20 protein-coding genes are annotated in these 26,196 nt (G+C 63.5%); 6 read left to right on the forward strand and 14 right to left on the reverse strand.

The window, feature by feature from the left end; all coding sequences use genetic code 11:
* Positions 1 to 4: 4 nt before the first annotated feature.
* The 4 genes from RFM52_RS18585 to RFM52_RS18600 are packed head-to-tail and all read right to left on the reverse strand — an operon-like array spanning position 5 to position 4,082.
* On the reverse strand, positions 5 to 658 hold the full coding sequence (locus RFM52_RS18585; RefSeq protein ID WP_320295807.1) for an ABC-type transport auxiliary lipoprotein family protein: 654 nt from the start codon (positions 656 to 658) through the stop codon (positions 5 to 7).
* Between the two features lie 37 nt (positions 659 to 695).
* Positions 696 to 2,069, reverse strand: coding sequence for an MlaD family protein (locus RFM52_RS18590; protein WP_320295808.1), 1,374 nt, complete (start codon positions 2,067 to 2,069; stop codon positions 696 to 698).
* Between the two features lie 14 nt (positions 2,070 to 2,083).
* The gene (locus RFM52_RS18595; RefSeq protein WP_320295809.1) at positions 2,084 to 2,896 is read right to left on the reverse strand and encodes an ABC transporter ATP-binding protein; all 813 of its coding nucleotides are present in this window, start codon (positions 2,894 to 2,896) and stop codon (positions 2,084 to 2,086) included.
* Between the two features lies 1 nt (position 2,897).
* The gene (locus RFM52_RS18600; protein ID WP_320295810.1) at positions 2,898 to 4,082 is read right to left on the reverse strand and encodes an ABC transporter permease; all 1,185 of its coding nucleotides are present in this window, start codon (positions 4,080 to 4,082) and stop codon (positions 2,898 to 2,900) included.
* A 77-nt stretch (positions 4,083 to 4,159) separates the two neighbouring features.
* On the opposite strand from RFM52_RS18600, the gene dgcA reads away from it, so the two are divergent.
* Complete coding sequence (gene dgcA / locus RFM52_RS18605; RefSeq protein WP_320295811.1) at positions 4,160 to 5,143, forward strand: N-acetyl-D-Glu racemase DgcA; 984 nt, start codon at positions 4,160 to 4,162, stop codon at positions 5,141 to 5,143.
* Here dgcA and RFM52_RS18610 read toward each other — a convergent pair.
* Complete coding sequence (locus tag RFM52_RS18610) at positions 5,114 to 6,328, reverse strand: MFS transporter (protein WP_320295812.1); 1,215 nt, start codon at positions 6,326 to 6,328, stop codon at positions 5,114 to 5,116. The genes dgcA and RFM52_RS18610 overlap by 30 nt on opposite strands.
* A gap of 196 nt (positions 6,329 to 6,524) precedes the next feature.
* Positions 6,525 to 7,355 (reverse strand): UDP-2,3-diacylglucosamine diphosphatase, encoded by an 831-nt coding sequence (locus RFM52_RS18615; RefSeq protein ID WP_320295813.1) that lies wholly within the window; start codon positions 7,353 to 7,355, stop codon positions 6,525 to 6,527.
* Positions 7,356 to 7,476: 121 nt separating this feature from the next.
* Between RFM52_RS18615 and RFM52_RS18620 the strand changes: the two genes are divergently transcribed.
* Together RFM52_RS18620 and RFM52_RS18625 are read left to right on the forward strand one after the other, a co-directional pair.
* Complete coding sequence (locus RFM52_RS18620; protein WP_320295814.1) at positions 7,477 to 8,256, forward strand: SDR family oxidoreductase; 780 nt, start codon at positions 7,477 to 7,479, stop codon at positions 8,254 to 8,256.
* Positions 8,257 to 8,420: 164 nt separating this feature from the next.
* On the forward strand, positions 8,421 to 10,745 hold the full coding sequence (locus RFM52_RS18625; protein WP_320295815.1) for an NADP-dependent malic enzyme: 2,325 nt from the start codon (positions 8,421 to 8,423) through the stop codon (positions 10,743 to 10,745).
* Between the two features lie 17 nt (positions 10,746 to 10,762).
* On the opposite strand, the gene RFM52_RS18630 is transcribed toward RFM52_RS18625, so the two are convergent.
* On the reverse strand, positions 10,763 to 11,401 hold the full coding sequence (locus RFM52_RS18630; RefSeq protein ID WP_320295816.1) for a DUF1287 domain-containing protein: 639 nt from the start codon (positions 11,399 to 11,401) through the stop codon (positions 10,763 to 10,765).
* 229 nt (positions 11,402 to 11,630) lie between these two features.
* On the opposite strand from RFM52_RS18630, the gene RFM52_RS18635 reads away from it, so the two are divergent.
* Positions 11,631 to 12,863, forward strand: a complete 1,233-nt coding sequence (locus RFM52_RS18635; protein ID WP_320295817.1) for a DUF2865 domain-containing protein — start codon at positions 11,631 to 11,633, stop codon at positions 12,861 to 12,863.
* On the opposite strand, the gene gltX is transcribed toward RFM52_RS18635, so the two are convergent.
* The gene (gene gltX, locus RFM52_RS18640; RefSeq protein WP_320295818.1) at positions 12,781 to 14,154 is read right to left on the reverse strand and encodes a glutamate--tRNA ligase; all 1,374 of its coding nucleotides are present in this window, start codon (positions 14,152 to 14,154) and stop codon (positions 12,781 to 12,783) included. The genes RFM52_RS18635 and gltX overlap by 83 nt on opposite strands.
* Before the next feature lie 710 nt (positions 14,155 to 14,864).
* On the opposite strand from gltX, the gene RFM52_RS18645 reads away from it, so the two are divergent.
* Entirely contained in the window at positions 14,865 to 18,641 is a 3,777-nt protein-coding gene (locus RFM52_RS18645) for a vitamin B12-dependent ribonucleotide reductase (protein WP_320295819.1), read from the forward strand.
* Between the two features lie 1,877 nt (positions 18,642 to 20,518).
* Here the strand turns inward: RFM52_RS18645 and RFM52_RS18650 are convergent.
* From RFM52_RS18650 to RFM52_RS18665, 4 genes are all read right to left on the reverse strand, one after another.
* Complete coding sequence (locus tag RFM52_RS18650) at positions 20,519 to 20,806, reverse strand: hypothetical protein (RefSeq protein ID WP_320295820.1); 288 nt, start codon at positions 20,804 to 20,806, stop codon at positions 20,519 to 20,521.
* 469 nt (positions 20,807 to 21,275) lie between these two features.
* Entirely contained in the window at positions 21,276 to 22,397 is a 1,122-nt protein-coding gene (locus tag RFM52_RS18655; protein ID WP_320295821.1) for a glycoside hydrolase family 25 protein, read from the reverse strand.
* A 149-nt stretch (positions 22,398 to 22,546) separates the two neighbouring features.
* Entirely contained in the window at positions 22,547 to 23,332 is a 786-nt protein-coding gene (locus tag RFM52_RS18660; RefSeq protein WP_320295822.1) for a phosphodiester glycosidase family protein, read from the reverse strand.
* Between the two features lie 47 nt (positions 23,333 to 23,379).
* On the reverse strand, positions 23,380 to 24,252 hold the full coding sequence (locus RFM52_RS18665; RefSeq protein WP_320295823.1) for an undecaprenyl-diphosphate phosphatase: 873 nt from the start codon (positions 24,250 to 24,252) through the stop codon (positions 23,380 to 23,382).
* Positions 24,253 to 24,455: 203 nt separating this feature from the next.
* Between RFM52_RS18665 and RFM52_RS18670 the strand changes: the two genes are divergently transcribed.
* Entirely contained in the window at positions 24,456 to 25,388 is a 933-nt protein-coding gene (locus RFM52_RS18670; protein ID WP_320295824.1) for a hypothetical protein, read from the forward strand.
* Positions 25,389 to 25,404: 16 nt separating this feature from the next.
* Here the strand turns inward: RFM52_RS18670 and RFM52_RS18675 are convergent, their stop codons facing one another.
* Complete coding sequence (locus tag RFM52_RS18675) at positions 25,405 to 25,617, reverse strand: hypothetical protein (RefSeq protein WP_140647475.1); 213 nt, start codon at positions 25,615 to 25,617, stop codon at positions 25,405 to 25,407.
* Positions 25,618 to 25,746: 129 nt separating this feature from the next.
* Complete coding sequence (locus RFM52_RS18680) at positions 25,747 to 26,142, reverse strand: GFA family protein (protein ID WP_320295825.1); 396 nt, start codon at positions 26,140 to 26,142, stop codon at positions 25,747 to 25,749.
* Between the last annotated feature and the right edge of the window lie 54 nt (positions 26,143 to 26,196).

The raw sequence follows: 26,196 nt of genomic DNA on the forward strand, positions 1-26,196 counted from the left end.
AGGCTCAGATCGCCGAATCCGTCCAGCGGACGATGTCCTTCGCCGCTTGGCCGAAGGCGTTGTCCAGCGCGCCGACGTAAGCCGCGTTGCCGCTGCCGGAGACCGGTGCGCTCGCGGTGAAATTCTTCGAAGCGCGCACCTCGCCGTTGCGGTCGTTCAGGATGCGCACGAACAGCTCGACTTCGGCATGCTCGCCGCCATTGACGCGCACCTCGAAGGCGCGCACCTCGACGATGATCTGGTAGTCGATCGCCAGCCCCTCGCCCGGCTTGCCTACGCCGGCAAAGCTGCCGGAGCGCTGGAAGGTTTCGGCCAGCCTCGCCTGCACGATCAGCGGCAGCCGGTCCGCCCATTGCGCGCCCTTGAGGAACTGGATCGACTGATCGGACGGCCTGATGACGATGTTCTGGCTGTCCAGAGCCTTCAGCGCCGATGGCTGGGCTATCAGGATCTGGCGGCGGCTGTGGGCATGCACGTCGACCGACGGCGCCGACAACTCGAACGTGTCGAGCGGCGTCGGCTTGCCGCCGAGGGCCGCGCAGCCGGCAAGCGAAAGCACCAGCAACGCTGCTGCGGACAATCTCAAACGACCCGCTACCACCCTGACCGACTTCACGCGTGATCCCCGTTGTCCCCGGATCTTACGATCAACCCGCATTCACGGTTTATTTTCTTGGCGGTCGCGGCGGCCGAAGTCAACGCCGTGCCCTTCCATCGAACTGCCGGACCTCGCCGTCGCCGCCGGACAGAATGCGCTGGGGGTTGCGGCTGAGGTCGGTCACCGCTTCCTCGATGCGGTTGATCGAGCGCCGGCTGTCCTGCACCAGCGCTTCGACATTCTGCAGACCCTGGCCGGAGAAACGCGCCAGATTGTCGGTGATGGTGCCTAGCCGCGCATTCAGCGTGTCGGCCACCTGCTTGAAGGATTTCAACGTCGCCCTGGCATCGGCCATCACGCCGTTGGCCTCGCCGGAGCCGAGGAGCTTGTCGACCTTGGCCAGGATGCCGTCTACGCGCACCGAGGCGTCGTTGAGCCGTTGCGCAAGCTGGCGGGCATTCTTGATGGTGTCATTGATGTCGTCGGAGCGGTTGGCGATCTTGTCGGTCACCTTGGCGATGTCCGAGGCCGCCTTGTCGGCGCTGGCGCTGGCCTTCTGGATGTTGGCCAAGGCGGCCTTGACGTCGGCCGGATCGATGCCGTCGAGCACGCCGTTGACCTTGGCCAAGGTCCCTTGCGTCTGCTTGGCGAAATCGTTGATCGAGCCTACCGCCGTGTTGACGTTGCCGATGACCGTGTCGAACTGCTTCGAGGTCTCCTTCAGGTTCGCCGTCACCGTGTCGACATTGGCCACGATACTCTTGATCTGGTCCTTGTCGACGGAATTGAGCAGGCCTTCGGCGGCCTTCAGCGTGCTGTCGAGGCGACCCGAGACATTCTTCAGCTGATCGGAAAGCGAGCTGACGGCCGTCAGGAACTTGTCGATGCCGTCGGAATTCTTGGCCAGCGCGTCCGAGAAGGTCTCGACATTCTTGACCGTCTGCGTCAGCGGGCCGCGAACGTCCTTGGTGAAGCCTTCGAGCTCGCTCAGCACCTTGTCGGCGCGGGTGAAGATGTTCTGAGCCGTCTGGAGAAGGTTGGTGACCGCCGACGGATTGGCCGTTATCTCGGGGATCCTACCCTCTTTTTCCGCCTCGTCGAGCAGCTTCACTTCCTTGGGGTCGGCGCCCCGCAGCTCGATATTGGCCTGGCCGGTCAGGCCGGCGAGGCCGATATCGGCCTGTGTCGACTTGGTGATCGGCGTCAAGCGGTCGATCTCGGTATCGGCGATGGCCACCGTCGGATTGTCGACGTCGATGTAAACCCGTTTGACGTCGCCGACCTTGACGCCGTTGAACAGCACGAAACTGCCGCGGCCGAGGCCCGAGGCCGAACCTGGAATGCGCACGCGCAGCATTATCGTTTCGCCTTTGTCGCCGATCGCCGCGGTCCAATAGACGAAGGCGAAGGCCGCCAGGATCGCGCCGAGCGTGAAGATGCCGACAATTACGTAGTTGGCTCTTGTTTCCATCGCCTCACTTATGGCTATGCGCGCGCCGCAAGATCAAGTTGCCGGGCACGTTTTCCGCGGAAATAGGATTTCACCCACGGCTCATCGCTCTTCAGCATGTCGTCGATCGTGCCTTCGACCAGCACCTTCTTCTTGCCGAGCACCGCGACGTGGTCGCAAGCGGTGAACAGCGTGTCGAGGTCGTGCGTGACCATGTAGACCGTCAGGTCCATCGTGTCGCGCAGCTTGACGACCAGCTCGTCGAACTCGGCCGCGCTGATCGGATCGAGCCCCGATGTCGGCTCGTCGAGAAAGACGATGTCGGGATCGAGCGCCAAGGCGCGCGCCAGCGCGGCGCGCTTGATCATGCCGCCGGAAAGCTCGGAGGGAAATTTCCGCGCCGCGTCGGCCGGCAACCCGACCAGCTCGATCTTGAGCAAGGCGAGTTCGTCCATCAGCGCCTTGGGCAGGTCGAGATACTCACGCATCGGCACCTGCACGTTTTCCAGCACCGTCAGCGCCGAAAACAGCGCACCATGCTGGAAAAGGACGCCAAGCCGCATATCGATGCGCAGGCGGTCGGCGTCGCTTGCCTTGTCGACGTCGACGCCGAACAGGCTGATCGTCCCCGATTGCTTCGGCATCAGTCCCAATATGGTGCGCAACAGCACTGATTTGCCGGCGCCGGAAGCGCCGACGAAGCCGAGGATTTCCCCGCGCTTGATGTTGAGTGAAAGCTTGTCGAGGATCAGCTTGCCGTCGATGGCGACGGTGACGTCGCGCACCGAAAGCACGATTTCGTCGTCGTTCGTGTGCTCTGCTGCCGTGGCGCCGTTGCCGTTCGCCATTTCAGAACCCGATCGCTGCGTAGAACATGGCGAAAAGCCCGTCGAGGATAATGACGACGAAGATCGACTTCACCACCGACGCAGTCACATGCAGGCCGAGCGATTCGGCGCTGCCGCCGACCTTCATGCCCTCGACCGACGCAATGATGCCGATGATCAAGGCCATGAACGGCGCCTTGATCAGGCCGGCAAAGATGGTGCTGAGATCGATGGCGACGCGCAGCCTGTCGATGAACGCGGCCGGCGGAATGTCGGAATAGAGCCAGGCAGCGACGATGCCGCCGCCAAGGGCTGCGAAATTGGCGATGATGGTGAGGCACGGTAGCCCGATCACCAGCGCGACGAGGCGCGGAAAGACCAGCACGCCGATCGGATTGAGGCCGATCACCTTCAGCGCGTCGACCTCCTCGCGCATCTTCATGGAGCCGATCTCGGCGGTGATGGCGCTGCCTGAACGTCCCGCGAGCATGATCGCCGTCATCAGCACACCGAGCTCGCGCAGGATCAGCACGCCGACCAGGTCGACGACGAAGATGTTGGCGCCGAAATAGCTGAGCTGGTAGGCGCCCTGCTGGGCGACGATGGCGCCGACGATGGCCGACATCAGCACCACCACCGGTATCGCGCCGACGCCCATGCGGTCGATCTGGTTGAAGATCGCGGCCGGGTTGACCGCGTGGCCGCGGCCTAGCTTCATTTGCGCGCCGCGGATCGTAGCGCCGAGGATGTTCATCGAGGCGAAGAAATCGTCGCGCATCTCATAGACCCGCCGGCCGACCAGCTCCAACGCGCGCAGGATGATGTTGGGCGGCCCGGACGGGCCCGATTCGGGCTCCCGACGAACGGCGTCGCCGACCGCGCCGAGCAGGATCGAGGCGATTTCGCTCTGCCCCTGCAAATGGACCTCGACGCCCTTCTTCTCGAAGGCGCTGGCCAGCCGGTCGATCAGCCAGGCGCCGGCCGTGTCCATCTTTTCGATATGGGAAAGGTCGAGCATCAGCTGTTTTGCGCCGCTTTTTTGCTCGATCTTGCGCATGTCGGCATCGACCAACGCCACGGTTCGCGTCGTCCACACGCCGGAAAAGGCGCAACCCAGCACGCCTCCTTCCTCGCCCACGGCAACGCGCGGCCGGTGCTCGGCGTCCTTGGCCTCGCCGCTTGCTTCGCGTTTGCGGATGGTCAACATGGCGTCCTGTTTAGCGTGGCGGGACTTGCGTGTCGATTTGCCGGCAGACCGGTGTCGCACAGCCGGAGAAGAAAATTATGGCGCGTGTCATTTCGGTCGAAATGGAGCGATTCCCGATCGCCGGCACCTTCACCATCTCACGCGGATCCAAAACCGAGGCCGAAGTCATCACCGCAACGATCACCGACGGGGGACGTTCCGGACGCGGCGAATGCGTGCCCTACAAGCGCTACGGCGAGACCATGGAAGGCGTATACGCCGCTATCGAGGAGATGCGCGACCAGATCGCCGGCGGCATAAGCAGGATCGCGCTGCTTGATGCCATGCCGGCAGGCGCGGCACGCAATGCCATAGACTGCGCCCTGTGGGACCTGGAAGCCAAGCTGACCGGCACGTCGGTGGCGGCGACGATCGGGGCCCTTCCGGCCAAGCCGCTGGAAACCGCCTACACCCTGTCGCTCGCCACGCCGGAGGCCATGGCGGCGCAGGCGCGCGCCAATGCCGCGCGGCCCTTGCTCAAGGTCAAGATCGGCGGCGACAATGACATGGCCAGGATCCGCGCAGTAACCGAAGCCGCTCCCCAAAGCCGCATCATCCTCGATGCCAATGAAGGCTGGACGGACAAAAATGTCGAAGCGAACCTCGCCTTCGCCGCGCAGCATGGCGTCACGCTCGTCGAGCAGCCGCTGCCGGCGGGCAAGGACGACATCCTGCGCCGGATCGCGCATCCGGTGCCGGTCTGCGCCGACGAAAGCGTGCATGCCGCAAACGACCTCGATGCGCTGGTCGGCCTCTACGACGCCGTCAACATCAAGCTCGACAAATCAGGCGGCTTGACGGAGGCGTTGAAGTTGCGCGACCGCGCGCGCGACCTGGGTTTCGGTATCATGGTGGGCTGCATGGTCGGCACCTCGCTCGCCATGGCCCCGGCGGTGCTCCTGGCGCAGGATGCGGACTTCGTCGACCTCGACGGTCCACTGCTGCTGGCGCGCGATCGCGAACCTGGCCTTGTCTACCAGGGATCGGTCGTTTCACCCCCTGACAGGGTGCTTTGGGGCTGAGCGGGAAGCGAGGCCTATCAACACCATGCCGATGATCGCGATCGGGATCATCGCCCAGAAACCGTCGACGCCCAGGCGATCATAGAGCGGGCCCGAGGCGAGTGTCACCGCCGCCATGAAGAAGCCGTTGAAGAAATAGGCGATACCTTGCGCAGCACCGGTGCGCTCCTCGGAAACCGTCTCGCCGATCATCTTCTGCAGGCCGATCAACACCATCGCCACCGACACCGAATGCAGCGTCTGCACACCGAAGAAGCCGGCAACGCCCAGGCCGAGCGGCCAGACCAGCGGAAAGGCGATCCAGCGCACGATCGAACCGATACCGGCGATCACCATCACCCTGGCGACCGAGACGGACGCGAAGATACGGTTGAAAAACAGGAACATGCAGACTTCCGACACCACACCCCAGGCCCATAGCAGGCCGACGACGGAATCGCCGATGCCGATCGATTTCCAGTAGATCGAGACGAAGCCGTAGAGGAAGGCGTGGCTGGCGGTGATGATGCCAACGCCGAGCGTGAAATAGAGGAAATAGGCGTTGAACAGGCTCGGCGCCTTATGCTGCATCTCGGTGGCCGACAGCGGCGAGGCCTTGCGCGGCCGCCCCATGCGCGGCGCCGCCAGCGCCGCGACCAGGGCCACGCCGAGCGCGACGAAGATGATGACCGGAACCGCCTGGGGGCCTGTAGCCGCAAGGATGAAGCCGCCCACGACATTGGCGCCGAGATACGAGACCGAGCCCCATTTGCGCATCGCCGTGTAGTTCGAGCCGAAGCGGCGCACGCCCGAGAGCGCCAGCGAGTCGGCCATCGGCGAATGCGGCGTCCACGCGATCGTCAGCAAAAGCGACACGGCAAGCACGATGGCGTAGGTGGCCGGCAGGAAATAGCCGGCGGAGACGACCATGGACCCGGCGACCAGCGCGATATAGACGTCGGCGCGGTCCTTCGCGCGGTCGGCAAGCGCGGTCAGCATCGGCGTCGTCACGACGCGCAGAAACATCGGCGCCGCCAGGATGACCGCAATCTGCTCGGCATGAAAACCTTTCGCCTGCAGCCAGAGCGGAAAGTAAGGCAGGTGGGTGCCTTGCGACACGAACAAGGTCGCGAAGATCAGGCTCATGCGCAGTTCGAAATGGCTTGGCTTGACAAGCTGTTCGGGCGATAGCGGCGGCAGCGACATGAATCGATCCAATTTCGCTGCATTCTAGTCCATGCAACGTGTCCGATCCCTAACATGCGGCAAAGCGCGGCGGAACTGGCTGGACCAATCGATCAAGAGCAAAGTTGTTACGAACGAGGCCTGGGAGCGAGCGCGGCTCGCCTTTACATCAGCGCGACGAAGCCGGCAGGCTGAACCGGGAACAAGGCGGCTGCGTTCAAGCCGCCTGAGCCGCCCTGCCCTTGAGGTCGATGATATCGACCGGCACCAGCGCTTCATTGCCGGCCGAAGCCTCCGGCAGCACATGCGCCCAAGTCAGGATCTCCATGCGGCCGTCGAAATGTTCGACCACCGCCGTGCAGCTTTCCACCCAGTCGCCGGTGTTGATGTACTGCACGTCGCCATAGCTTTCGATCGCGGCGTGATGGATGTGGCCGCAGATCACGCCGTCGACATGCGAGCGCCGCGCTTCTTCCGAAAGCACGGTCTGGAACGAGCCGATGAAGTTGACCGCCTTCTTGACCTTGACCTTGGCCCATGACGAGAACGACCAGTAAGGCAGCCCGAGCAGGTGGCGCAGCCTGGTCACGACACGGTTGACCAGCATCGCCGCGTCGTAGGCATGGTCGCCGAGATAGGCGAGCCAGCGCTGGTTGTGCACCACCGTGTCGAACTGGTCGCCATGGATGACCAGCAGGCGCCGGCCGTCGGCGGTCTCGTGGATGGCGCGGTCGGCGACGACGATGCCGCCGAAATGCACGCCCTGGAACTGGCGGGCGAATTCGTCGTGATTGCCGGCGATATAGGTGATCGAGGCGCCCTTGCGCGCCTTGCGCAGCAGCTTCTGCACCACGTCGTTGTGGCTCTGCGGCCAGTGCCAGCTGCGCCGCAGCCGCCAGCCGTCGACGATATCGCCGACCAGATAGATGATTTCGGCGTCGTGATAGCGCAGGAAGTCGATCAGGAAATCGGCCTTGGCCGCTTTCGAGCCGAGATGCACGTCGGAAATGAACAGGGCGCGGAAAGTGCGGGGCTCTGGGTCTGACATCACGATTTTACCCTTGGCTTTCGCGTGCCTATGCCCCGATTCATGCAACAACCGTATGACGGTTGCGGTTGGTCCAGCCCAGGCGCTAGCTTGCGTGCAAGTCAATCAGGAGAAAACCGTCATGGATCTCGGCATTCGCGGCAAGAAGGCCATCGTCTGCGCTTCGAGCAAGGGACTTGGAAAAGGTTGCGCCGTGGCGTTGGCCGAAGCCGGTGTCGATCTCGTCGTCAACGGCCGCAACGCAGAGCTGCTGGCGAAAACCGCCGCCGAGATTCGCGAAAAGTTCGGCGTCAACGTGATCGAGGTCGTCGGCGACGTGTCGAAGCCCGAGGTGCAGAAGGCGATACTCGCCGCCTGCCCGGACCCCGACATCCTGGTCAACAACAATGGCGGCCCGCCGCTGCGCGATTTCCGCGAGCTCGACCGCGCCAAGATCCTCGAAGGCGTAACGCAGAACATGGTGACGCCGATCGAGCTGATCCAGGCAGTCATAGACGGCATGGCCAAGCGCGGCTTCGGCCGCATCGTCAACATCACCTCGCTGTCGGTCTATGTGCCGATCCCCGGCCTCGACCTGTCTTCCGGTGCACGCGCCGGCCTGACCTCGTTCCTCGCCGGCGTGGCACGTACCGTGATGGACCGCAATGTCACCATCAACAGCCTGCTGCCCGGCAAGCTCGACACCGACCGGCTGCGCGGCCCGCACGAGGCCGGCACGGTCGAGGATCCGGCGGCAGCCGCCGCGCGCAAGGCCCGCATCAGCGCCGACGTGCCGGCAAAACGTCTCGGCACGCCAGAGGAATTCGGCCAGATCTGCGCCTTCCTGTGCTCGGTCCATGCCGGCTACCTCACCGGCCAGAACATCCCGGTCGATGGCGGCCTCTACGTCAGCGCGTTCTGAGCGTCGCCAATCCAAAAGGCCTGAGGCTCACAGCCCAACCGGCTGGAATCGATTGATTATTTTCGCTCCGGCATTGTGAAGGCCGGAGCCCGCTATTTGCCGTCGCGAAAACGCTCCGACGCATGCTAAAAGGCTCCAAACCAGTATCGCAGGGAGGGGCCGCAATGGACGGCGAGAGCAAGAAAACGGCCCGGTCGGACCTCGACGAGGCCGCCCTCTTCTTCCACAAGCACCCGACGCCGGGAAAGCTTGAGATCCAGGCAACGAAGCCGCTCGGCAATCAGCGCGACCTTGCGCTCGCCTATTCGCCGGGCGTGGCCGCGCCCTGCCTCGAGATCCGCGACGATCCCGCCACCGCCGCCGACTACACCGCGCGCGCCAACCTCGTCGGCGTCGTCTCCAACGGCTCCGCCGTGCTCGGGCTCGGCAATATCGGTCCGCTCGCCTCCAAGCCGGTCATGGAAGGCAAGGCGGTGCTGTTCAAGAAATTCGCCGGCATCGACGTCTTCGACATCGAGATCGACGCGCCGGAAATCGAGCGCATGGTCGAGACGGTGGCAGCGCTGGAACCGACTTTCGGCGGCATCAATCTCGAGGACATCAAGGCGCCCGAATGCTTCGAGGTCGAGGAGCGGCTGAAGGCCCGCATGGGCATCCCGGTCTTCCACGACGACCAGCACGGCACGGCGATCATCGTTGCAGCCGCGGTGCTCAATGGGCTGGAACTGGCCGGCAAGGCGATCTCCGACATCAAGATCGTCACCTCGGGCGCCGGCGCCGCGGCGCTTGCCTGCCTCAACCTTTTGGTCTCGCTCGGCGCCAGGGTCGAAAACATCTGGGTCACCGACCGTTTCGGCGTCGCCCATAAGGGCCGCGTCGAGGAGATGGATCGCTGGAAAGACCCTTATGTGAAGGATACCGAGGCGCGCACGCTGGCCGACGTCATTCCCGGCGCCGACGTCTTCCTCGGCCTTTCCGCCGCCGGCGTGCTGAAACCGGAGCTGCTGCAGCACATGGCGCCGAAACCGCTGATCCTGGCCTTGGCCAACCCCAATCCCGAGATCATGCCGGAAGCGGCAAGAGCCGCGCGGCCGGACGCCATGATCTGCACCGGGCGCTCGGATTTTCCCAATCAAGTCAACAACGTGCTCTGCTTTCCTTACATCTTCCGCGGCGCGCTCGATTGCGGCGCCAGCGCCATCAACGAGGAGATGAAGATGGCGGCCGTGCGGGCGATCGCAGCCCTTGCGCGCGAGGAGCCATCGGATGTCGCGGCGCGCGCCTATTCCGGCGAGACGCCGATGTTCGGCCCCGATTTCCTGATCCCCTCGCCCTTCGACCCGCGCCTTATCCTGCGCATCGCGCCGGCGGTGGCGAAAGCCGCCTGCGACACCGGCGTCGCGACGCGGCCGATCGCCGACTTCCTCGCCTATATCGACAAGCTGAACCGGTTCGTCTTCCGCTCCGGCCTGGTGATGAAGCCGGTGTTCTCCTCCGCCAAGGCTTCAAGCGCCAAGCGCGTCATCTATGCCGACGGCGAGGACGAGCGCGTGCTGCGCGCGGCACAGGTGGTGCTGGAGGAAGGCATCGCCGAACCGACTTTGATCGGCCGCCCGCATGTGGTCGAGGTCAGGCTGAAGCGTTACGGTCTACGCATCAAGCCCGGCGTCGATTTTGCTCTGATCAATCCGGAAGACGATCCGCGCTATCGCCATTATGTCGACCTCTTGATCGAACTGGCCGGCCGGCGCGGCGTGACGACGGAAGCCGCCCGCACCATGGTGCGCACCGACAATACCGTGATCGCCGCGCTTGCGTTGAAGCGGGGCGACGCCGACGCCATGGTCTGCGGCCTCGAAGGCCGCTTCGAGAGGCATCTGCGCAATGTCAGCCTCATCATTGGTCCCCGCGCGGGCATCAAAGACAGGGACCTGTCGACGCTGTCGATGCTGATCTCGCAGCGCGGCATCATCTTCCTCACCGACACGCATGTGTCGGTCGACCCGACGGCGGAGGAGATCGCCGAAATGACGGTGCTGGCGGCGGAGGAAATCCAGCGTTTCGGCATCGAGCCGAAGGCAGCGCTGCTGTCGCATTCGGATTTCGGCTCGCGCGATTCGCCCAGCGCGCTGAAGATGCGCCGCGCGGCGGAAATCCTCGGCCGCATCGCGCCCGGCTTGCAGTGCGACGGCGAGATGCATGCCGATACAGCACTTTCGGAGCATCTGCGCCAGCGCGTCTATCCGCATTCGCGGCTGAAGGGCGAAGCCAACCTGCTGGTCTTCCCGAACCTCGATTCGGCCAACATCACGCTGACGGCGCTGCGCGCCATGATGGACGCGCTGCATGTCGGGCCGATCCTGCTCGGCACGGACAAGCCCGCGCACATATTGACGCCGTCGGTGACCTCGCGCGGCGTCGTCAACATGACCGCGCTTGCCGTGGTCGAGGCGGCGCACAAGGCGCAGGCGGTGGTCGAGTTGGGCTAGGTGGGACGCTAAGCTCTTCAGATAGGCGCGAAGCGAAAATGCCCCGTCCGCCTGAAGACAAATAGCGTATCCTCCTCGCGGGCGCCCTGGCCGATGTTGTGAATGACCAGCGGCCGTTCCGGCGCCTCGACCGAGCGATTGGTCGAGACGATGGCGATATGCGTCAGGTTGCCGGGCAGCATCTGGGTGACGAGATCGCCCGGCTGGTAGTCGGCGGAATCGTCGCTGACGGCGAGCGAAGCGCCTCGCCGTTCGAAGAACACGGCGAGATTGGGCACCCTGCGGTGGTCGATGTTCGGATCGGTCGACTTCAGGCCCCAGGCCTTCGGATAGGCGGCGAAATTGGCCAGCATGTCCTCATGCACCAGCTTTTGCAGGTCGAGCCGGAAGGCGTGGCGATAGGCGCGGATCACGACGTCCGTGCACACGCCCCGGTCCTGCGCGACATCCCCACCAGGATAAGGAATGCGGGTATATGTCGGATCGTAGAGCGTGGTGACGCCGATCTGCCCGCGCGCCGCATCGACCAACCTGAAGGTCCAATCGGGCGTGGCGCTCTTCGCCATCGCGGGCGTGGCTTTCCTGGCCACCGCGTCCGGCACCGCCAGGAACAGAAGTCCGAGTTGCAGCGCGCTCCGTCGTGTCATCGGGATCATGCATCGCCCCTCTCTTGCAAGCCGAATTCGTGGAATTAGTCCCGCGCGAAAGCGTCTTTTTTAGGCTCTCGGCGTTTTTGGGCCGGCGACGAAAAATTGTGTTCCGGTTGAAAATGCCTGGTGCCGAATTGTTCTGGGTCCGGTGGCGCCGACTCTGGCATAGTCGATTAACCACGGCGGCGTAGCTTCGGGTCGATCAAGCGATTTGGGCGGGCAATTGGGGTTTCGGATGAAGGGTGCTGCGTTGAAGCTGACCCATCTGTTGGCGCTGCTTGCAGCGCTTGCAGGCTCGGCCGTCGCCGTGACCCAATCCCAGGCCGCGTCTCGCGCGTGCAGGCAACTCGAAGCCGAACTCGCCGCAACGCGCGGCGGCGGAGGGCCGGGCATCGTGCGCAAATATGACGATGCCATCCAGCGCCAGCGCGAGCAGCTTGCCAAGGCCCGCGGCCGGGCGAGCGACGCCAATTGCGGCTTCACGCTGTTTTCGCGCAATGTCAGCCAGTGCGCGGCGATCAATGCCTCGATCCAGCGCATGAACGCCAATCTCGACACGTTGCAGGCCAAGCGCGAGCGCCTGGCCGCCGGCGGCACGCAGCGAGACCGTGGCCGCATTCTCGCGGCGCTCGATGCCAATGGCTGCCGCGACGACGAGATCGCGCCGCGCCGCGCGCCGCTTCGGGAGGCGGCGCGCGACAATGGCGGCGGCAATCTGTTCGAGCAGCTTTTCGGCCGCCAGGACCAGCAATTCGAAACGCCCGACGCCGCCAACGTCCCGGACGCGGCGGCTGTACCTGAAGATGATCCCAGCGTGCGCAACATCCGCCGTATCATCAACCAGCCGGACGGCATGGACCTGCCGCGATTGGGCGGCGAGTTCCACACCATGTGCGTGCGCACCTGCGACGGCTATTTCTTCCCGATGTCGAACGCCGCTTCCGTCGGCGATTTCGAGCGCGACCAGAAGAACTGCGAATCGAGCTGCCCGGGTACCGAGATGCAGGTCTTCTATTCGCGCGGCATGGACGACGACTCGGGCTCGATGACCTCGTCGGCGACCGGTCAACCCTACAGCGAGCTGCCGACCGCCTATCTCTACAAGCAGGCCAATTACTCTCGCCCGCCCACTTGCGGCTGCAACGCGCAGGCCAGCAATGGCAATTTCACGATCATCGGCGGCAACCCGTCCAATCCCGAACAGTCGCAGCCGGAGAACGAGGCAGCGCCCTTCATCCCGATGCCGGCGGTAAAGCCCGATCCCGGCGCAGATCCGGAAACACTCGCCAATGCCGAGGGCGGGCTGGACCAGGACGCGATCAAGCGGCTGACCACCAAGGCGCCGGTGTCGCCGGTCTCGGCATTGCCGCCGGACCAGCGCAAGGTCAGGGTCGTCGGGCCAGCGTTCCTTCCCGACCCATCAGCGGCAATAGATCTGAAAGCTCCGGCCCCGAAGTCCGCCCGGTAAGGGCGAGCCTCAGCGGCATGAACAACGGCTTGCCCTTGCGCCCCGTGGCTTCCCTGATCTTGCCGGTCCAGTCCTTCCACACCGTGCCGTTCCACGGTTCCTCGGGCAACAGTTCGAACGCCTGGTTGAGGAAATCGCGGTCCTCGCCGGAAAACTCGGCCGGCTCCTGCGGGCCCTCGCTCAGGATGCGCCACCAGGCGACCGCGTCCGACAGGCGGTCGAGATTGCCGCGCACCGCCATCCAGAAAGGCTCGGCCTTGTCGCCGGAAATGCCGAGCACCATCAGCCGGTCGCGCGCTTCCTCGAAGGACATATGGTGCATCAGCGTGCGGTTGAGCACGAAGAGCTCGTCCGGGTCGAATTTGGAGGCGGACTTGGACGTCGCCGCCGGGTCGAAATGGCCGGCAAGCTCGTTGAGGTCGTGCGCTGCCGTGACATTCTCCGACGTGCCGACGAGCACCGCCAGCGAAGCGACCGCCATCGGCTCGATGCCGTCCTCGCGCAGGCTTTCGATCGACAGCGCGCCGGTGCGCTTCGACAGCCCCTCGCCCGACACGGTGGTGAGCAGATTGTGGTGGCCGAAGACCGGCGGCTCGGCGCCGAGCGCCTTGAAGATGGCGATCTGCACGCCGGTGTTGGTGACATGGTCGTCGCCGCGAATGACATGGCTGACGCCCATCTCGATATCGTCGACCACCGAAGGCAGCGTGTAGAGATAGGTGCCGTCCTCGCGCACCAGCACAGGATCCGACAGCGAGGCGAGGTCGACGGTCTCCTCGCCGCGCACCAGGTCGTTCCAATGCACTTCGGTCCGTTCAGGCTGCAGCGGATCGCTGGTGAAATTGGGCAGCAGGAAGCGCCAGTGCGGGCGCCGCCCGTCTGACTGATACTCGGCCACCTGCTCGGGCGTCAGCGTCAGCGCCTCGCGGCCATAGACCGGCGGCAGGCCGCGCGTGCGGCGCACCTTGCGGCGCAGATCGAGTTCTTCCGGCGTTTCGTAGCAGGCATAGAGCACCCGCGCCGCCTTCAGTCGCTCGACCGCCGCGTCGTAAATCTCGAAGCGGTGCGACTGGTATTCGGTGACATCCGGGAAGATGCCAAGCCAGTGCAGGTCGTAAAGGATGGAATCGGCGTATTCCTGCTTCGAGCGGGCAATGTCGGTGTCGTCGAAGCGCTGGATGAAACGGCCCTTGTTGTTCATGGCGAAAAGCCAGTTGAACAGCGCGGTGCGCGCATTGCCGATATGAATGCGACCGGTCGGCGATGGGGCAAAACGTACAGTAACTGTCATGAGCGGGGCGTAACGGATGCTTTTGGTGTTGACAAGGCGCGCCCCCGCGCGAACGCAACAGATAGTGCAAGCCAGCTAAAATGAAAAGCCGACGCCCGACACGCTTCGCGGCAGATTGACAAACCGCGTCAAGTGCCTGCGAAGCCGAGCTTCCTGTGTCCCCGTTATCCACATATGTGACACACAAGATGTTGGGGTCACAAAAGCTACAAAAACGAATCCTTGACGGGTCGGACCGAGTCGCTTTTTATGGGCCATGCGCTCCTGTTGCGGGCGCGACCGGAGAGTTCTGAGGCCGGTCTTTTTTCCCGGATTTTGTGCGTTTTGCCCGAATTTCCGCCTGTTCACGAGGCTGGCGGAAGCGTTGGGATCGTTAGGGCTTGGGTGGGCGAAAGGGAGAATTGTCGGCCTGGAAAAAATGATCTGTTAACACTATATTTAGTGTTTGCAGGCAGGCTAGACGCCAGATAGTGTGAACCTCCCTCTACGGAGGGAATCGACAAAAGTTTCAGTTTAGGGACCCGTGAGGGTCGGCCTGCAGCCTCGGCAACGCTTGGGAAAGCGTTTTGCTGTCTGCGTGCCGGCACTTGCGACGAGGAGAGTGCCGGCGCTGCTCGCAATGCCGGCAAACGGCGGACTGCGCTTTTCGGCTGGTGGGGCAGAAATCCCCGCGGAGAAGCGCTATATATAGACACAAAGGGACCGGACCAATGCGCATCGAGCGTCGCTTCACCAAGGAAGGCCAATCTGCCTATGCGGAGATCGAATTCCGCAAGGCTTTGTCGGAGATCAAGAATCCCGACGGCTCGGTGGTGTTCCGCCTCGACAACATCGACGTGCCGGCGCAGTTCAGCCAGGTCGCGGCCGACATCCTGGCCCAAAAGTATTTCCGCAAGGCCGGCGTGCCGGCGCGCCTGAAGAAGGTCGAGGAGAACGACGTCCCCTCCTTCCTGTGGCGCTCGGTCGCCGACGAGGCCGAGCTCGCCAAGCTGCCCGAAGCCGAGCGCTATGGTTCGGAAACCGACGCCCGTCAGGTCTTCGACCGGCTGGCCGGCACCTGGACCTATTGGGGCTACAAGGGCGGCTACTTCAAGTCCGAGGATGACGCGCGCGCCTTCCGCGACGAGCTTGCCTATATGCTCGCCACCCAGCGCGTGGCGCCGAACTCGCCGCAATGGTTCAACACCGGCCTGCACTGGGCCTACGGCATCGACGGCCCGAGCCAGGGCCATTTCTATGTCGACCCCTTCACCGGCAAGCTGACCAAGTCGAAGTCCTCCTACGAGCACCCGCAGCCGCATGCCTGCTTCATCCAGGGCGTGCAGGACGACCTCGTCAACGAGGGCGGCATCATGGATCTGTGGGTGCGTGAGGCGCGCCTGTTCAAATACGGTTCCGGCACCGGCTCGAATTTCTCGATGCTGCGAGGCGAAGGCGAAAAGCTTTCCGGCGGCGGCCGTTCGTCCGGCCTGATGAGCTTCCTCAAGATCGGCGACCGCGCGGCGGGCGCCATCAAGTCGGGCGGCACGACGCGCCGCGCGGCAAAAATGGTCATCGTCGACGCCGACCATCCCGATATCGAGGACTTCATCGACTGGAAGGTCAATGAAGAGCAGAAGGTCGCCTCGCTGGTGACCGGCTCGAAGATCGTCAAGAAGCATCTCGAAGCCATCATGAAGGCCTGCGTCAATTGCGAAGGCCATGACGACGACTGCTTCGACCCGGCTCTGAACACCGCGCTGAAGCGCGAGATCAAGGCGGCCAAGAAGGACGGCGTGCCGGAGAACTATATCTACCGCGTCATCCAGTTTGCCCGCCAGGGCTACACCTCGATGTCGTTCAAGACCTACGACACCGACTGGGATTCGGATGCCTATCTCACCGTCTCCGGCCAGAACTCCAACAATTCGGTGTCGCTGAAGGACAACTTCCTGCGCGCCGTCGAGGCCGATGGCGACTGGCAGCTCACCGCCCGCAAGGACGGCAAGGTGCTGAAGACGCTGAAGGCGCGCGACCTGTGGGAAAAGATCGGCTATGCCGCCTGGGCTTCCGCCGATCCGGGCCTGCACTTCAACACGACGATGAACGACTGGCACACCTGCGCTTCCGCCGGTGCGATCCGGGCCTCCAACCCGTGCTCGGAATACATGTTCCTCGACGACACGGCCTGCAACCTCGCCTCGATCAACCTCCTGCCCTACCGCAATGCCGACGGCACGATGGACATCGCCGCCTACGAGCACACCGTTCGCCTGTGGACCGTCGTGCTCGAAATCTCGGTGATGATGGCGCAGTTCCCGTCCAAGGAGATCGCCAAGCTCTCCTACGACTACCGCACGCTCGGCCTCGGCTACGCCAACATCGGCGGCCTGCTGATGACCTCGGGCATCCCTTACGACTCCGACGAGGGCCGCGCCATCTGCGCCGCGCTCACCGCCATCATGACCGGCGTCGCCTACTCGACCTCGGCCGAGATGGCCTCCGAGCTCGGCGCCTTCCCGGACTATGACCGCAACGCCCAGAACATGCTGCGCGTCATGCGCAACCACCGCCGCGCCGCCTATGGCGACAAGGACGGCTACGAGAAGCTCGCCGTCAATCCGGTGCCGCTGGTCGCTTCCGACCTGAAGCAGCAGGCTTTGGCCGAGCATGCCCGCGCCGCCTGGGACCGCGCCATCGAGCTCGGCGAAGAGCACGGCTACCGCAACGCGCAGGCAACCGTGATCGCGCCGACCGGCACGATCGGCCTCGTCATGGATTGCGACACCACCGGCATCGAGCCCGACTTCGCCCTGGTGAAGTTCAAGAAGCTCGCCGGCGGCGGCTACTTCAAGATCATCAACCGCGCCGTGCCGGAAGCGCTGCGCACGCTGGGCTACTCCGAAAGCCAGATCGCCGAGATCGAGGCTTACGCGGTCGGCCACGGCAACCTCAACCAGGCGCCCGGCATCAACCCGTCCTCGCTCAAGACCAAGGGTTTCACCGATGAGAAGATCGCGGCGCTCAATGCGGCGCTGAAGTCGGCCTTTGACATCAAGTTCGTGTTCAACCAATGGACGCTCGGCGCCGACTGGGTCAAGGAGACGCTCGGCTTCACCGACGAACAGCTCGGCGACATCTCCTTCGAGATGCTGCCGGCTCTCGGCTTCTCGAAGAAAGACATCGACGCCGCCAACATCCATGTCTGCGGCGCCATGACGCTCGAAGGCGCGCCCTTCCTGAAGGCCGAGCACCTGCCGGTGTTCGACTGCGCCAGCCCCTGCGGCAAGATCGGCAAGCGTTCGCTGTCGATCAACAGCCACATCCTGATGATGGCGGCAGCCCAGCCCTTCATCTCGGGCGCCATCTCCAAGACCATCAACATGCCGAACGAGGCGACGGTCGAGGACGCCAAGAACGCCTACATGCTCTCCTGGAAGCTGGCGCTGAAGGCCAACGCGCTCTATCGCGACGGCTCGAAGCTGTCGCAGCCGCTCAACGCCTCGCTGCTCGCCGATGGCGAGGACGACGAGGACGAGGCGGTCGAGCAGCTGATCGCCGCGCCCGCCGCGCAGCGCGCCGTGCAGGTGACGGAAAAGATCGTCGAGCGCGTCATCGAGCGCCTCTACCGCGACCGCGAGAAACTGCCGAACCGCCGCAAGGGCTACACCCAGAAGGCCGTCGTGGGCGGCCACAAGGTGTATCTGCGCACCGGCGAATTCGACGACGGCCGCCTCGGCGAGATCTTCATCGACATGCACAAGGAAGGCGCAGCCTTCCGCGCGATGATGAACAACTTCGCCATCGCGATCTCGCTCGGCCTGCAATATGGCGTGCCGCTCGACGAATATGTCGAGGCCTTCACCTTCACCAAGTTCGAGCCGGCCGGCATGGTGCAGGGCAACGACGCGATCAAGAACGCGACGTCGATCCTCGACTACGTGTTCCGCGAGCTTGCCGTCTCCTATCTCGGCCGCCACGACCTCGCCCATGTCGACCAGTCGGACTTCGACAAGACCGCGCTCGGCCGCGGCATCACCGAAGGCAAGGCGACGCCCTTCTCCAAGGGCCTCTATCGCGGCGCCTCGCCGGTGAAGCTGGTGTCGGGCATCGGCTCAGAGCCGAAGGGCTTCGGCGGATCGGCTCCGACCACCGCCCCTGCCCGCGCCGCGCCGACCGCCTTCGTCGGTTCCAACGTGCTGGCGCTGAAGCCGGCCAGCGACGAGGCGCTCGCCTACAAGCGCGACTATGAGGAGCGCGCCCGGGAACTGGCCGAGGATATGGTGGAAGAGGAAGCCGAAGCCGCCGGCGGCACCGAGGCCCTCTTCACCGACGCCGCCGCCAACGAGGCTGCCGAGGCGAAGAAGCTCGCCGCGACCAGGCGCCAGCAGTCACTGCTGCAAGGCTACACCGGCAACGAATGCTCCGAGTGCCACAACTTCACCATGGTGCGGAACGGCACCTGCGAGAAGTGCGACACCTGTGGCTCGACGAGCGGGTGCAGCTGAGACTCAGGTGCCACCACCACCTCGGAAGCATGAAATGAGCGAGCCCGGCCTGACGCCTCTCAGAATCTCGCTCAACGTCAAGCTAGATCGCTCATTCGACACACGAAGTCTGCTCACCCCCGGGCGATAAGCCAAAAACCCAATCTCCCGGGCGCTTTTCGCGCCCGGGAATGCCAACAAGAACCCAAGTGCGCCTTGCGGCCAAGTCAAACGTGAGCGAAGGGACGATGCGCGACTTCGAGAGCGGGAAACGGCGGCTGCGTCCTGGAAGAGTTACCGCGATACGCCGAGCCCTTGAATTGGCCGACGTCCTGTTTACAGAACCTCATCTGTCACTTCACGATAGAAAAGCCGGCGCCCATCAGCGGAGGCGCGGGCTCGGTGTTGCACACCAGTCTGCGGTTTTTGAGGGGACGCCGCAGACACCTTTCCAACAATGGACCGCAGGCTCCAGTTCCCATCTTTCTGACGAAAAGGCCCGCCGACCGAGGCCGACGGGCAGATGCTGGTAGCCTGGGTGCGCAAAGTGGCAACGTGCGCAACAGGTTGTCCCGGAACAGCGCGACACCTTGCATTGTTCCCATAATCAATGTGCCTTGCCCGTCAGTCGCACATACGTGAGACGAAGGTCCCTGCCTTGCAACTCATAGGTCCCGACCGTGAAACATCTTCCCGAGATGAATCTTAGCATGCGCAGGCGAGCATAGTCCCTTCATCGCCAGTTCGTGGATGCCCACCATTTACCTGCGATGATGGTGGGCATCCGCTCCAGTTCGGTGCGGGAGGCCCTATTGCCAATTCCTGACAGCCTCAATGACCAAAATCTGAGGTTTGATTGTCCAAGATGCCGGCATCCGGTCATCCGCAAAGGCTCATGGTTCAAGGTCATAGCCACCTTTAGATGTCCGGGCTGCAAGGCGGCGCTGCGGCTTGGATATCCCGAAAAGTTGCGCATCTTCGAAGCCCACAAGCAACTGACCGAACGCGCAAACCAATGATGCAAAAAACCCTGGCGCCCCGACACCGCCGCTGAATAATCCGGACTGGCGCGATCGAGTGACACAGATCTTGTAGGCCGGACTACTCAGCGAAATAGCCTCGCCACCACATATTGAGCCCAAGCCAGAATATGAAAAGCCCGCCGCTTGAAGGGAGAAAGGGCGACGGGCAGGAGTGTGGATATGGTAGCTGCATCCTCGCAACAGGAACCGACCACTGTCCATAAATTCCTATCGCAATCGGTTTGTTCCGTAATGAGAAACGATTCGCCGCAAAATATCGCTCACCTGCGGTATGGATAGTGCCTTCGCCCTTAGCAGAGAGGACCGCCTTGGGCACTCTCCCGTCCAAGACGTTGCGATGGAAGAGATATTGGCTGCGGCGTGCATCGTCCACAGCATTCCCATCGCTTTCGATGCAATGACTGCCGATCGCACTGAAACACGGCTCCATTCATAGGGCGTGAAATGGTAGCGCTCGCCCCGACGCTTACATCACCGGACGTTCGCCAATCGATTGTCCGTTACCTGCTTGATCATGTCGAAAGCCCGAGCGTTTCGATGGCCGAGGCCATCCACGCCGTCAGAGAGCGGTTCCCGCGTTGCGAGCTGACGGATTGGGAACTTGGCGATTACATAGCGCGAAGCGCGATCGACGCGGGTTTCGCTGTGGAGTTCGATGCGGAGGTCCCCTGAGCTCCATCTTTTTTACCAGCTGCTTCGTTTCTAGACTAAGCGCCGCGCCGGCGAGGGAGATGGAGGGCTTTCACGCTATAGTAGCGCGCAGGTGACACACTTTCGCCGCCTCATCGCCGCCGACAACCGATAAGGCGGACACGTGGTCCGCCTTATTTCCTTCTGTTAGGCCGTGAGAACGAGTTAGCCACCCATCTTCTTAGCCATCGCGCAGAAATCGGCGTGCGCCTTGTTGAGCGTGGTATCGCCGCAGTCTTTCAGCACCGCAGTTCGTTCGTCAGGTTTCATCGCCATCCACGCCGTTTTGAAATCGGTTTCCGACCTCAGGGTTTTCATACCGGCATCGGTGAAAAACGGAGACATCTTGGCCGGATCATCGAGCGCAGACGTGCCTGTGGTGGACCCAGCCATCGCTGCACCACCCATCAGAGCGAGCGCAAGTGCGCCCATGCTGAGCGTCTTGATATTCATCGGACTACCTCCTTGCCTTCCAAATAATGACCCTGGAAACAGAACGTCCTCCTAATGAGAGAGTTCCAAACGCCGCTAACGACGGTGGTCGTTTGCTAGCGACCGTTCGGCGATGCCTGTTTCTCCCGGAAATTCTGGAGCGAAGATGCCTCAACTTAGCTCGCTGCGGGGGAATTTCACTTGGCCGGTAATGCCCAGCTTTACCCATTCGCCCTAAGAAACGGGTCGATCCTCGGATCTGCGCGCGTCGCTTCGTTCCTTGCTCCGCCCGTGGATGACGAAGGCGCGCCGCGGCCCGATACTTCAAAGGAGCGGCCTTCCCTGGAACACCCCTCATCCGGCCGCTTCGCGGCCACCACCCGGCCCTTCGCAGGCTCAGGGCATTCGACGCTCGAAAAGCCAAGCAATTGGCTTTTCGTCCGCTAACGCGGACCGCCTCTCACCCCACAAAGGGAGAAGGCAGAAGCACCTAATCCGCGTCGGCAACCATCTGCCCGCCGCCGCCCAGCCATGCGCGCCATTGCCGCTCGTCGCCATGAAACACGTTGAGGTCGATGCGGCCGCTCACGCCATGCGATAGGCCGGAGCCGGAATACTGCCAGAACACCCACTTGCGGCCCGGATAGACCTTTGACGGGTGCGCCGCCACAGCGCGCAGCCAGAACGGATAATCCAGGAAGGCGCCGCGCAAATTGTCGCGATAGAAATCGGGGCTGGTGTAGATGATGGGCCGCTGGCCGTAGTGGCGTTCCAGCTTGTCCATGAACACCTGCATCTTCTCCAGCACCTTTTCGCGCGAAGGCCGCCGCTTGCAGGAGGAATCGCCGTTCCACTCGACATCGATGACCGGCGGCAGCGCGCCGTCCATCTTGGGCACGTTGCGGATGAACCAGTCGGCCTGCTCGCCGGCCGTGCGGCACCAGTAGAAGAAGTGATAGGCGCCGCGCTTCAGCCCGGCGGCATCGGCATTGCGCCAGTTCTTCATGAACATCGGGTCGAGATGGTCGCCGCCGTCGGTCGCCTTGATATAGGCGAAGTTGGCGCCCTGGGCGCGCAGCTTCTCCCAGTTGATGTTGCCCTGCCAGCGCGAGACGTCGACACCGTGCACGGCGAGATGGCGAGGCGAAGAGCGGCCGAAATTGATCGGCTTGGCGTCGCGGAACGCAGAGCGGGTAACTGGGCCAGCGAGCATGGCGGGCGCCGCGCGCGACAGCCGCTTCGGCGGCGACACGAGCGCGGCCTCCTGCACCGGCGGCTCGACGCTGTCCGGCAGATCGGCCGCCGGGAAGTTCACTGTCTCCTCCTCGGCAAGGCCGAAGGGGCGCTGGTTCTCATCGTCGGAACGAGCGTTCTCTTCATCGAGCAAGGGCGCCGGCGGCTTGAAGCGCGAAGCGCTCGACATCGACGCGGTCGAGACGGTTCTTTCGGTTACGGCGGTTCGCACGCCCTTCGACACCGGCGCGCTCGGCCGCACGACCGAGCTCGTCGTCTCGTTGGACGGCATCTGCAAAGCATCGACGCCCGACGTGGACGAGCAGCCGGCAAGGTATAGCGAGGCGAGCACGAAACTGACGACGCCAAAAATCCGCATCTTTGACCTGTACGCAAAACAAAACAGACCGAGGCAGGAACAGCGCCGCCGGAACCCCCATTCCTAATGAGAAATTACCAACAAAGTTTGAATCAAAATTTACTTTTGGCGCGACCGGATGATTCGGAGCGGCGTCGAAGCAAGCTTGGCTAGCGCCTGAACACGCCGATCATCGGCCCGAGATTCCAGAAATCGTCGTTGCGGCCGATGCCGGGCGCATAGAGGCTCGAGATCGAGCCGTCGAGGAAGAGCGCGTTCGGGCAGCCGAGCTGGTCGCGGAACAGCCGCGCGAATTCGTGAAAGGTCACGACATCGTCCGAGATCGCGAAGACCGCGACGCCGTCGGCGCGCACGCCCACACCATCGCGGATCTTGCGCGAGGTGCCGTCTGCCTGGAATTTCGGATGCAGCTTGCCATCGATGACCAGCATCGGCCCGGACTGCGTGGCGTAATCGACGCGCGGCGGACGCTTGAGATAATCCTTGGTCGCGCGAACCCCGGCCTTGCCGCCGCTGAGATAGAAGATGCCGTTGGGCTGCATCGAGAAATTGCCGGTTCCCGACCCGATCTTCGCCGGCGTGACCTGCTCGCCGCGTTCGACATAAAGGCCGACCGGCGCGAGGTTCGGGTGGTACATGCCGGCATTGATGCCGAAGAGCATGGTGCGCCCCGTCGCCTGCTGCGCGCTGCGCAGATTATGCAGCGACCGATAGAGGTCGCCGTCCTTGTTCTTCCAGAACAGCTCGATGGAAAAATGCTTCGGGTCGGCTTCGCAGACGAGGTAGGCCGCGTTCTCGAAAGTCTGGTTGCGGCAAGGCGGCAACGCCGCCAGCCATTGGCCAAGGCCCATGCCGGCGCCAAGTGCCGCCGGCGCCGCCGATTTCACCAGCGTCGCCAGCAAAGGCAAAGATTGCAGCAAGCTAACAAGATCCATCGGCGCATCCGAGGGTCAGGGCGATATGGCGGATTAGGCCGCGCCCGCTAGGTGAGCCAGCCGGTGGCGACGCAGATTAGCAGCACCACGCCGAGCAGGCCGCGATAGATGACGAACGGCCAGGCGGAGAAGCGCTCGAGCACCCGCATCAGCCCCCAAATGGCGAAGAAAGCCGAGATCGAGGCGACGATAAGGCCGACGGCCAGGATCGACCAGCCATGCGCGTCGAGATGCACCTTGTGCAATTCCCAAAGTTCCTTGAGGCCGGCCAGCGCGATGGCCGGCAAGCCGAGCAGGAAGGACAGGCGCGCGGCCTCCGGCCGGGCGAAGCCAAGCCCCATCGCCGCCGTCAGCGTCGAGCCCGAGCGCGATACGCCGGGAATAAGCGCGCCGACCTGGGCGACGCCCACCAGCAGCGCATCCAGGATCGACGCCTGGCGCAGCATCAGCTTGTGGCTGGCGAAGATTTCGGCGAGCGCCAGAAGGATCGCCATGGCGATGCATGCCCAGCCGATGACGGCAAGCCCGCGCAAGGGCGAATTGCAGGCGTTGAGCACGCCGGAAAGCGCCAGGCCGGCAATGACGATCGGGATTGTGGCAAGCACGATGCTCATCGCGAGGCGGAAATGGCGGTCGCCGAAATCGCGGCGCGAGATCGCCGAAATCGATCCGAACAGCACGTCCCTGACATCGGTCCAGAAATAGCTGATCACCGCAGCCAGCGCCGCCAGCTGCATGGCGGCGGAGAAGGCCGAGCCGGGGTCCTGCCAGCCGAGCACGGCCGGCACGATGCGCATATGCGCCGTGGACGAGATCGGCAGCAATTCGGTGATGCCTTGCACGATGCCCAGAAATGCCACCTTGGCATAACCCAGGCCGACAAAGCCGGTGTCCAGTCCTTGAGTGCAGACGTCGGTCATACCGGTCCTTTCCCCGTGTCCCGGTCGTCATCCGGGCAAAAAGTGAATCGTCATCGAAAGCCCATCGAGGACAGGCTTAGCCTCACGATAGCGTGATTCCAACTCACGGATTTGTAAGGTGCCGCTAATCCTGCTTGACAACAGGTGTCATCATATTATTCTCTGCTAATCTTACACTGTAAGGCACATCGGAGGAGCATGCCATGTCGACCGCCGCCCTCTCGGAACTGCAGCCAGTCGTGCCGCCGCAAACGCACGTCCCGGACATCGCGATCGAGGAGGTGTCGCGCGATCTCAGCCGCGCCATCGAGCGCACCGAAGTCGCGGCCTGGCTTGATGCCTACGCAGCGGCGCCCGCGGATTTCGCGGCACGGCAAGGGCTGTCGATCGCGCGCGACGGCGACCTTGTCTGGACCACCTGCATGACGATCCCGTTCATCCATTTCAACTGCGTGAAGAATATCGGCGTCGATGGTCCGGCGACCGAGGAACAACTCGATGCGCTGCTCGCGCACTACCGCGCGGCCGGCATCATGCGGCCGTGGTTCTACAGCAATCCGCATACCGAGCCGTCGCGGCTGAGATGCTGGCTGGAAGCGCGCGGAATGCAGCAGCACGGCGGCTGGGAGCGCATCTATCGCGACGCGACGCCGCTGCCGGACAAGCCGCTCTTCCCGGCCGATCCGCTTATCCCGGTAGACGATCTGGTGGTCGAGGAGGTCACGCCCAGGACAGCTTCGGATTGGGCCTCTTTCATCGATGCCAGATACAGGCTGCCTACCTCTCCCTGGCTCACCGCGCTCGTCGGCCGCAGGGGCTGGCATCACTACATGCTAAGACGCAGAGGCGCCGTGGAGGCGGTGCGCTCGCTCTTCATCGGCCCAGACGGCGCCGCCTGGAGCGGCATCGACGCGCCGGTGCCGGGGATCATGGCCCCAAGCTTCGATCTTGATGCCATGCTTGGCGAAAGGCTGGTTCGCGACGGCATCGCCGCCGGCGCGAAACTGTTTGTCGCCGACATCGAGGCGCCGCGCCCCGACCGCGATGGACCGGCCTATCGCAACTACGACCGGCTCGGCTTCAGGCTCGCCTATTTGCGCAGCCACTACAGTTACTTACCCGCGAATTCTAGCTGACGGTCCCAAGGCTGCCTCAGCGATAGAGCCACTGCTTCAGGCAGCTTCTTGCCACCACATGGGCGGGCGGCACCGAAGCCTGGTCGATGCGGGAATCCTCGCCCGCCCTGTCGCGAGCCTTTTCCAGAAGCAGGCGAAGCTCGGCCGGGCGCACGCGGTCGCGCGCCATTACGAGCTGGACCATCGGGTCGTTCAAAAGCTCGTCCAGGGTGTTGATGCTCTCGCTCATCCGTCGCCTCCTCGATGCCTTCCCGCATGGCGCTTAGATAGGCAGCCAATGATGGCCCGCCAATGACGCTTTGCCGGCTATCTCGTGAATCGAAGATGAAATTTTTGTGCAGGCCTGCGTCGCAATGACTCAGGCCGGCGGCGCGCCTTCATATTGCGGCAGGCCATCGTCAAGCATCACCCAGGACTGCTTCGAGGCGGTCCAGAAATGCATGTCGGGCTTGAACAGCGACGGATCGTCGAGCGAGCCGGAGGTGACGCCGAGAATGCCCCTTGCGTCGCGGCGTGAGAACATCGTCGTGCCGCACACCGGACAGAAGCCGCGCTGGAGGTCGGGCGTGGAATTGATCGTCGCCACCGGCCCTTCGATCGTCACGTCGTCGATGCGGAACAGAAGTCGCGCGTTGAAAGCGGCGCCGATCGCCTTCTGGCAGATCCGGCAGTGGCAGACGCGCTCATTGATCGGCTCCGCCTCCGTACGATAGCGCACCGCGCCGCACAGGCACCCGCCCTGGTATTTCGTCATGACAATCACTCGGTTACTGGAGAACGCCGGCACGGTAGCGCCGGGCATCACAGC

The sequence above is a fragment of the Mesorhizobium humile genome (assembly GCF_033977215.1).
GTDB lineage: Bacteria > Pseudomonadota > Alphaproteobacteria > Rhizobiales > Rhizobiaceae > Mesorhizobium > Mesorhizobium humile.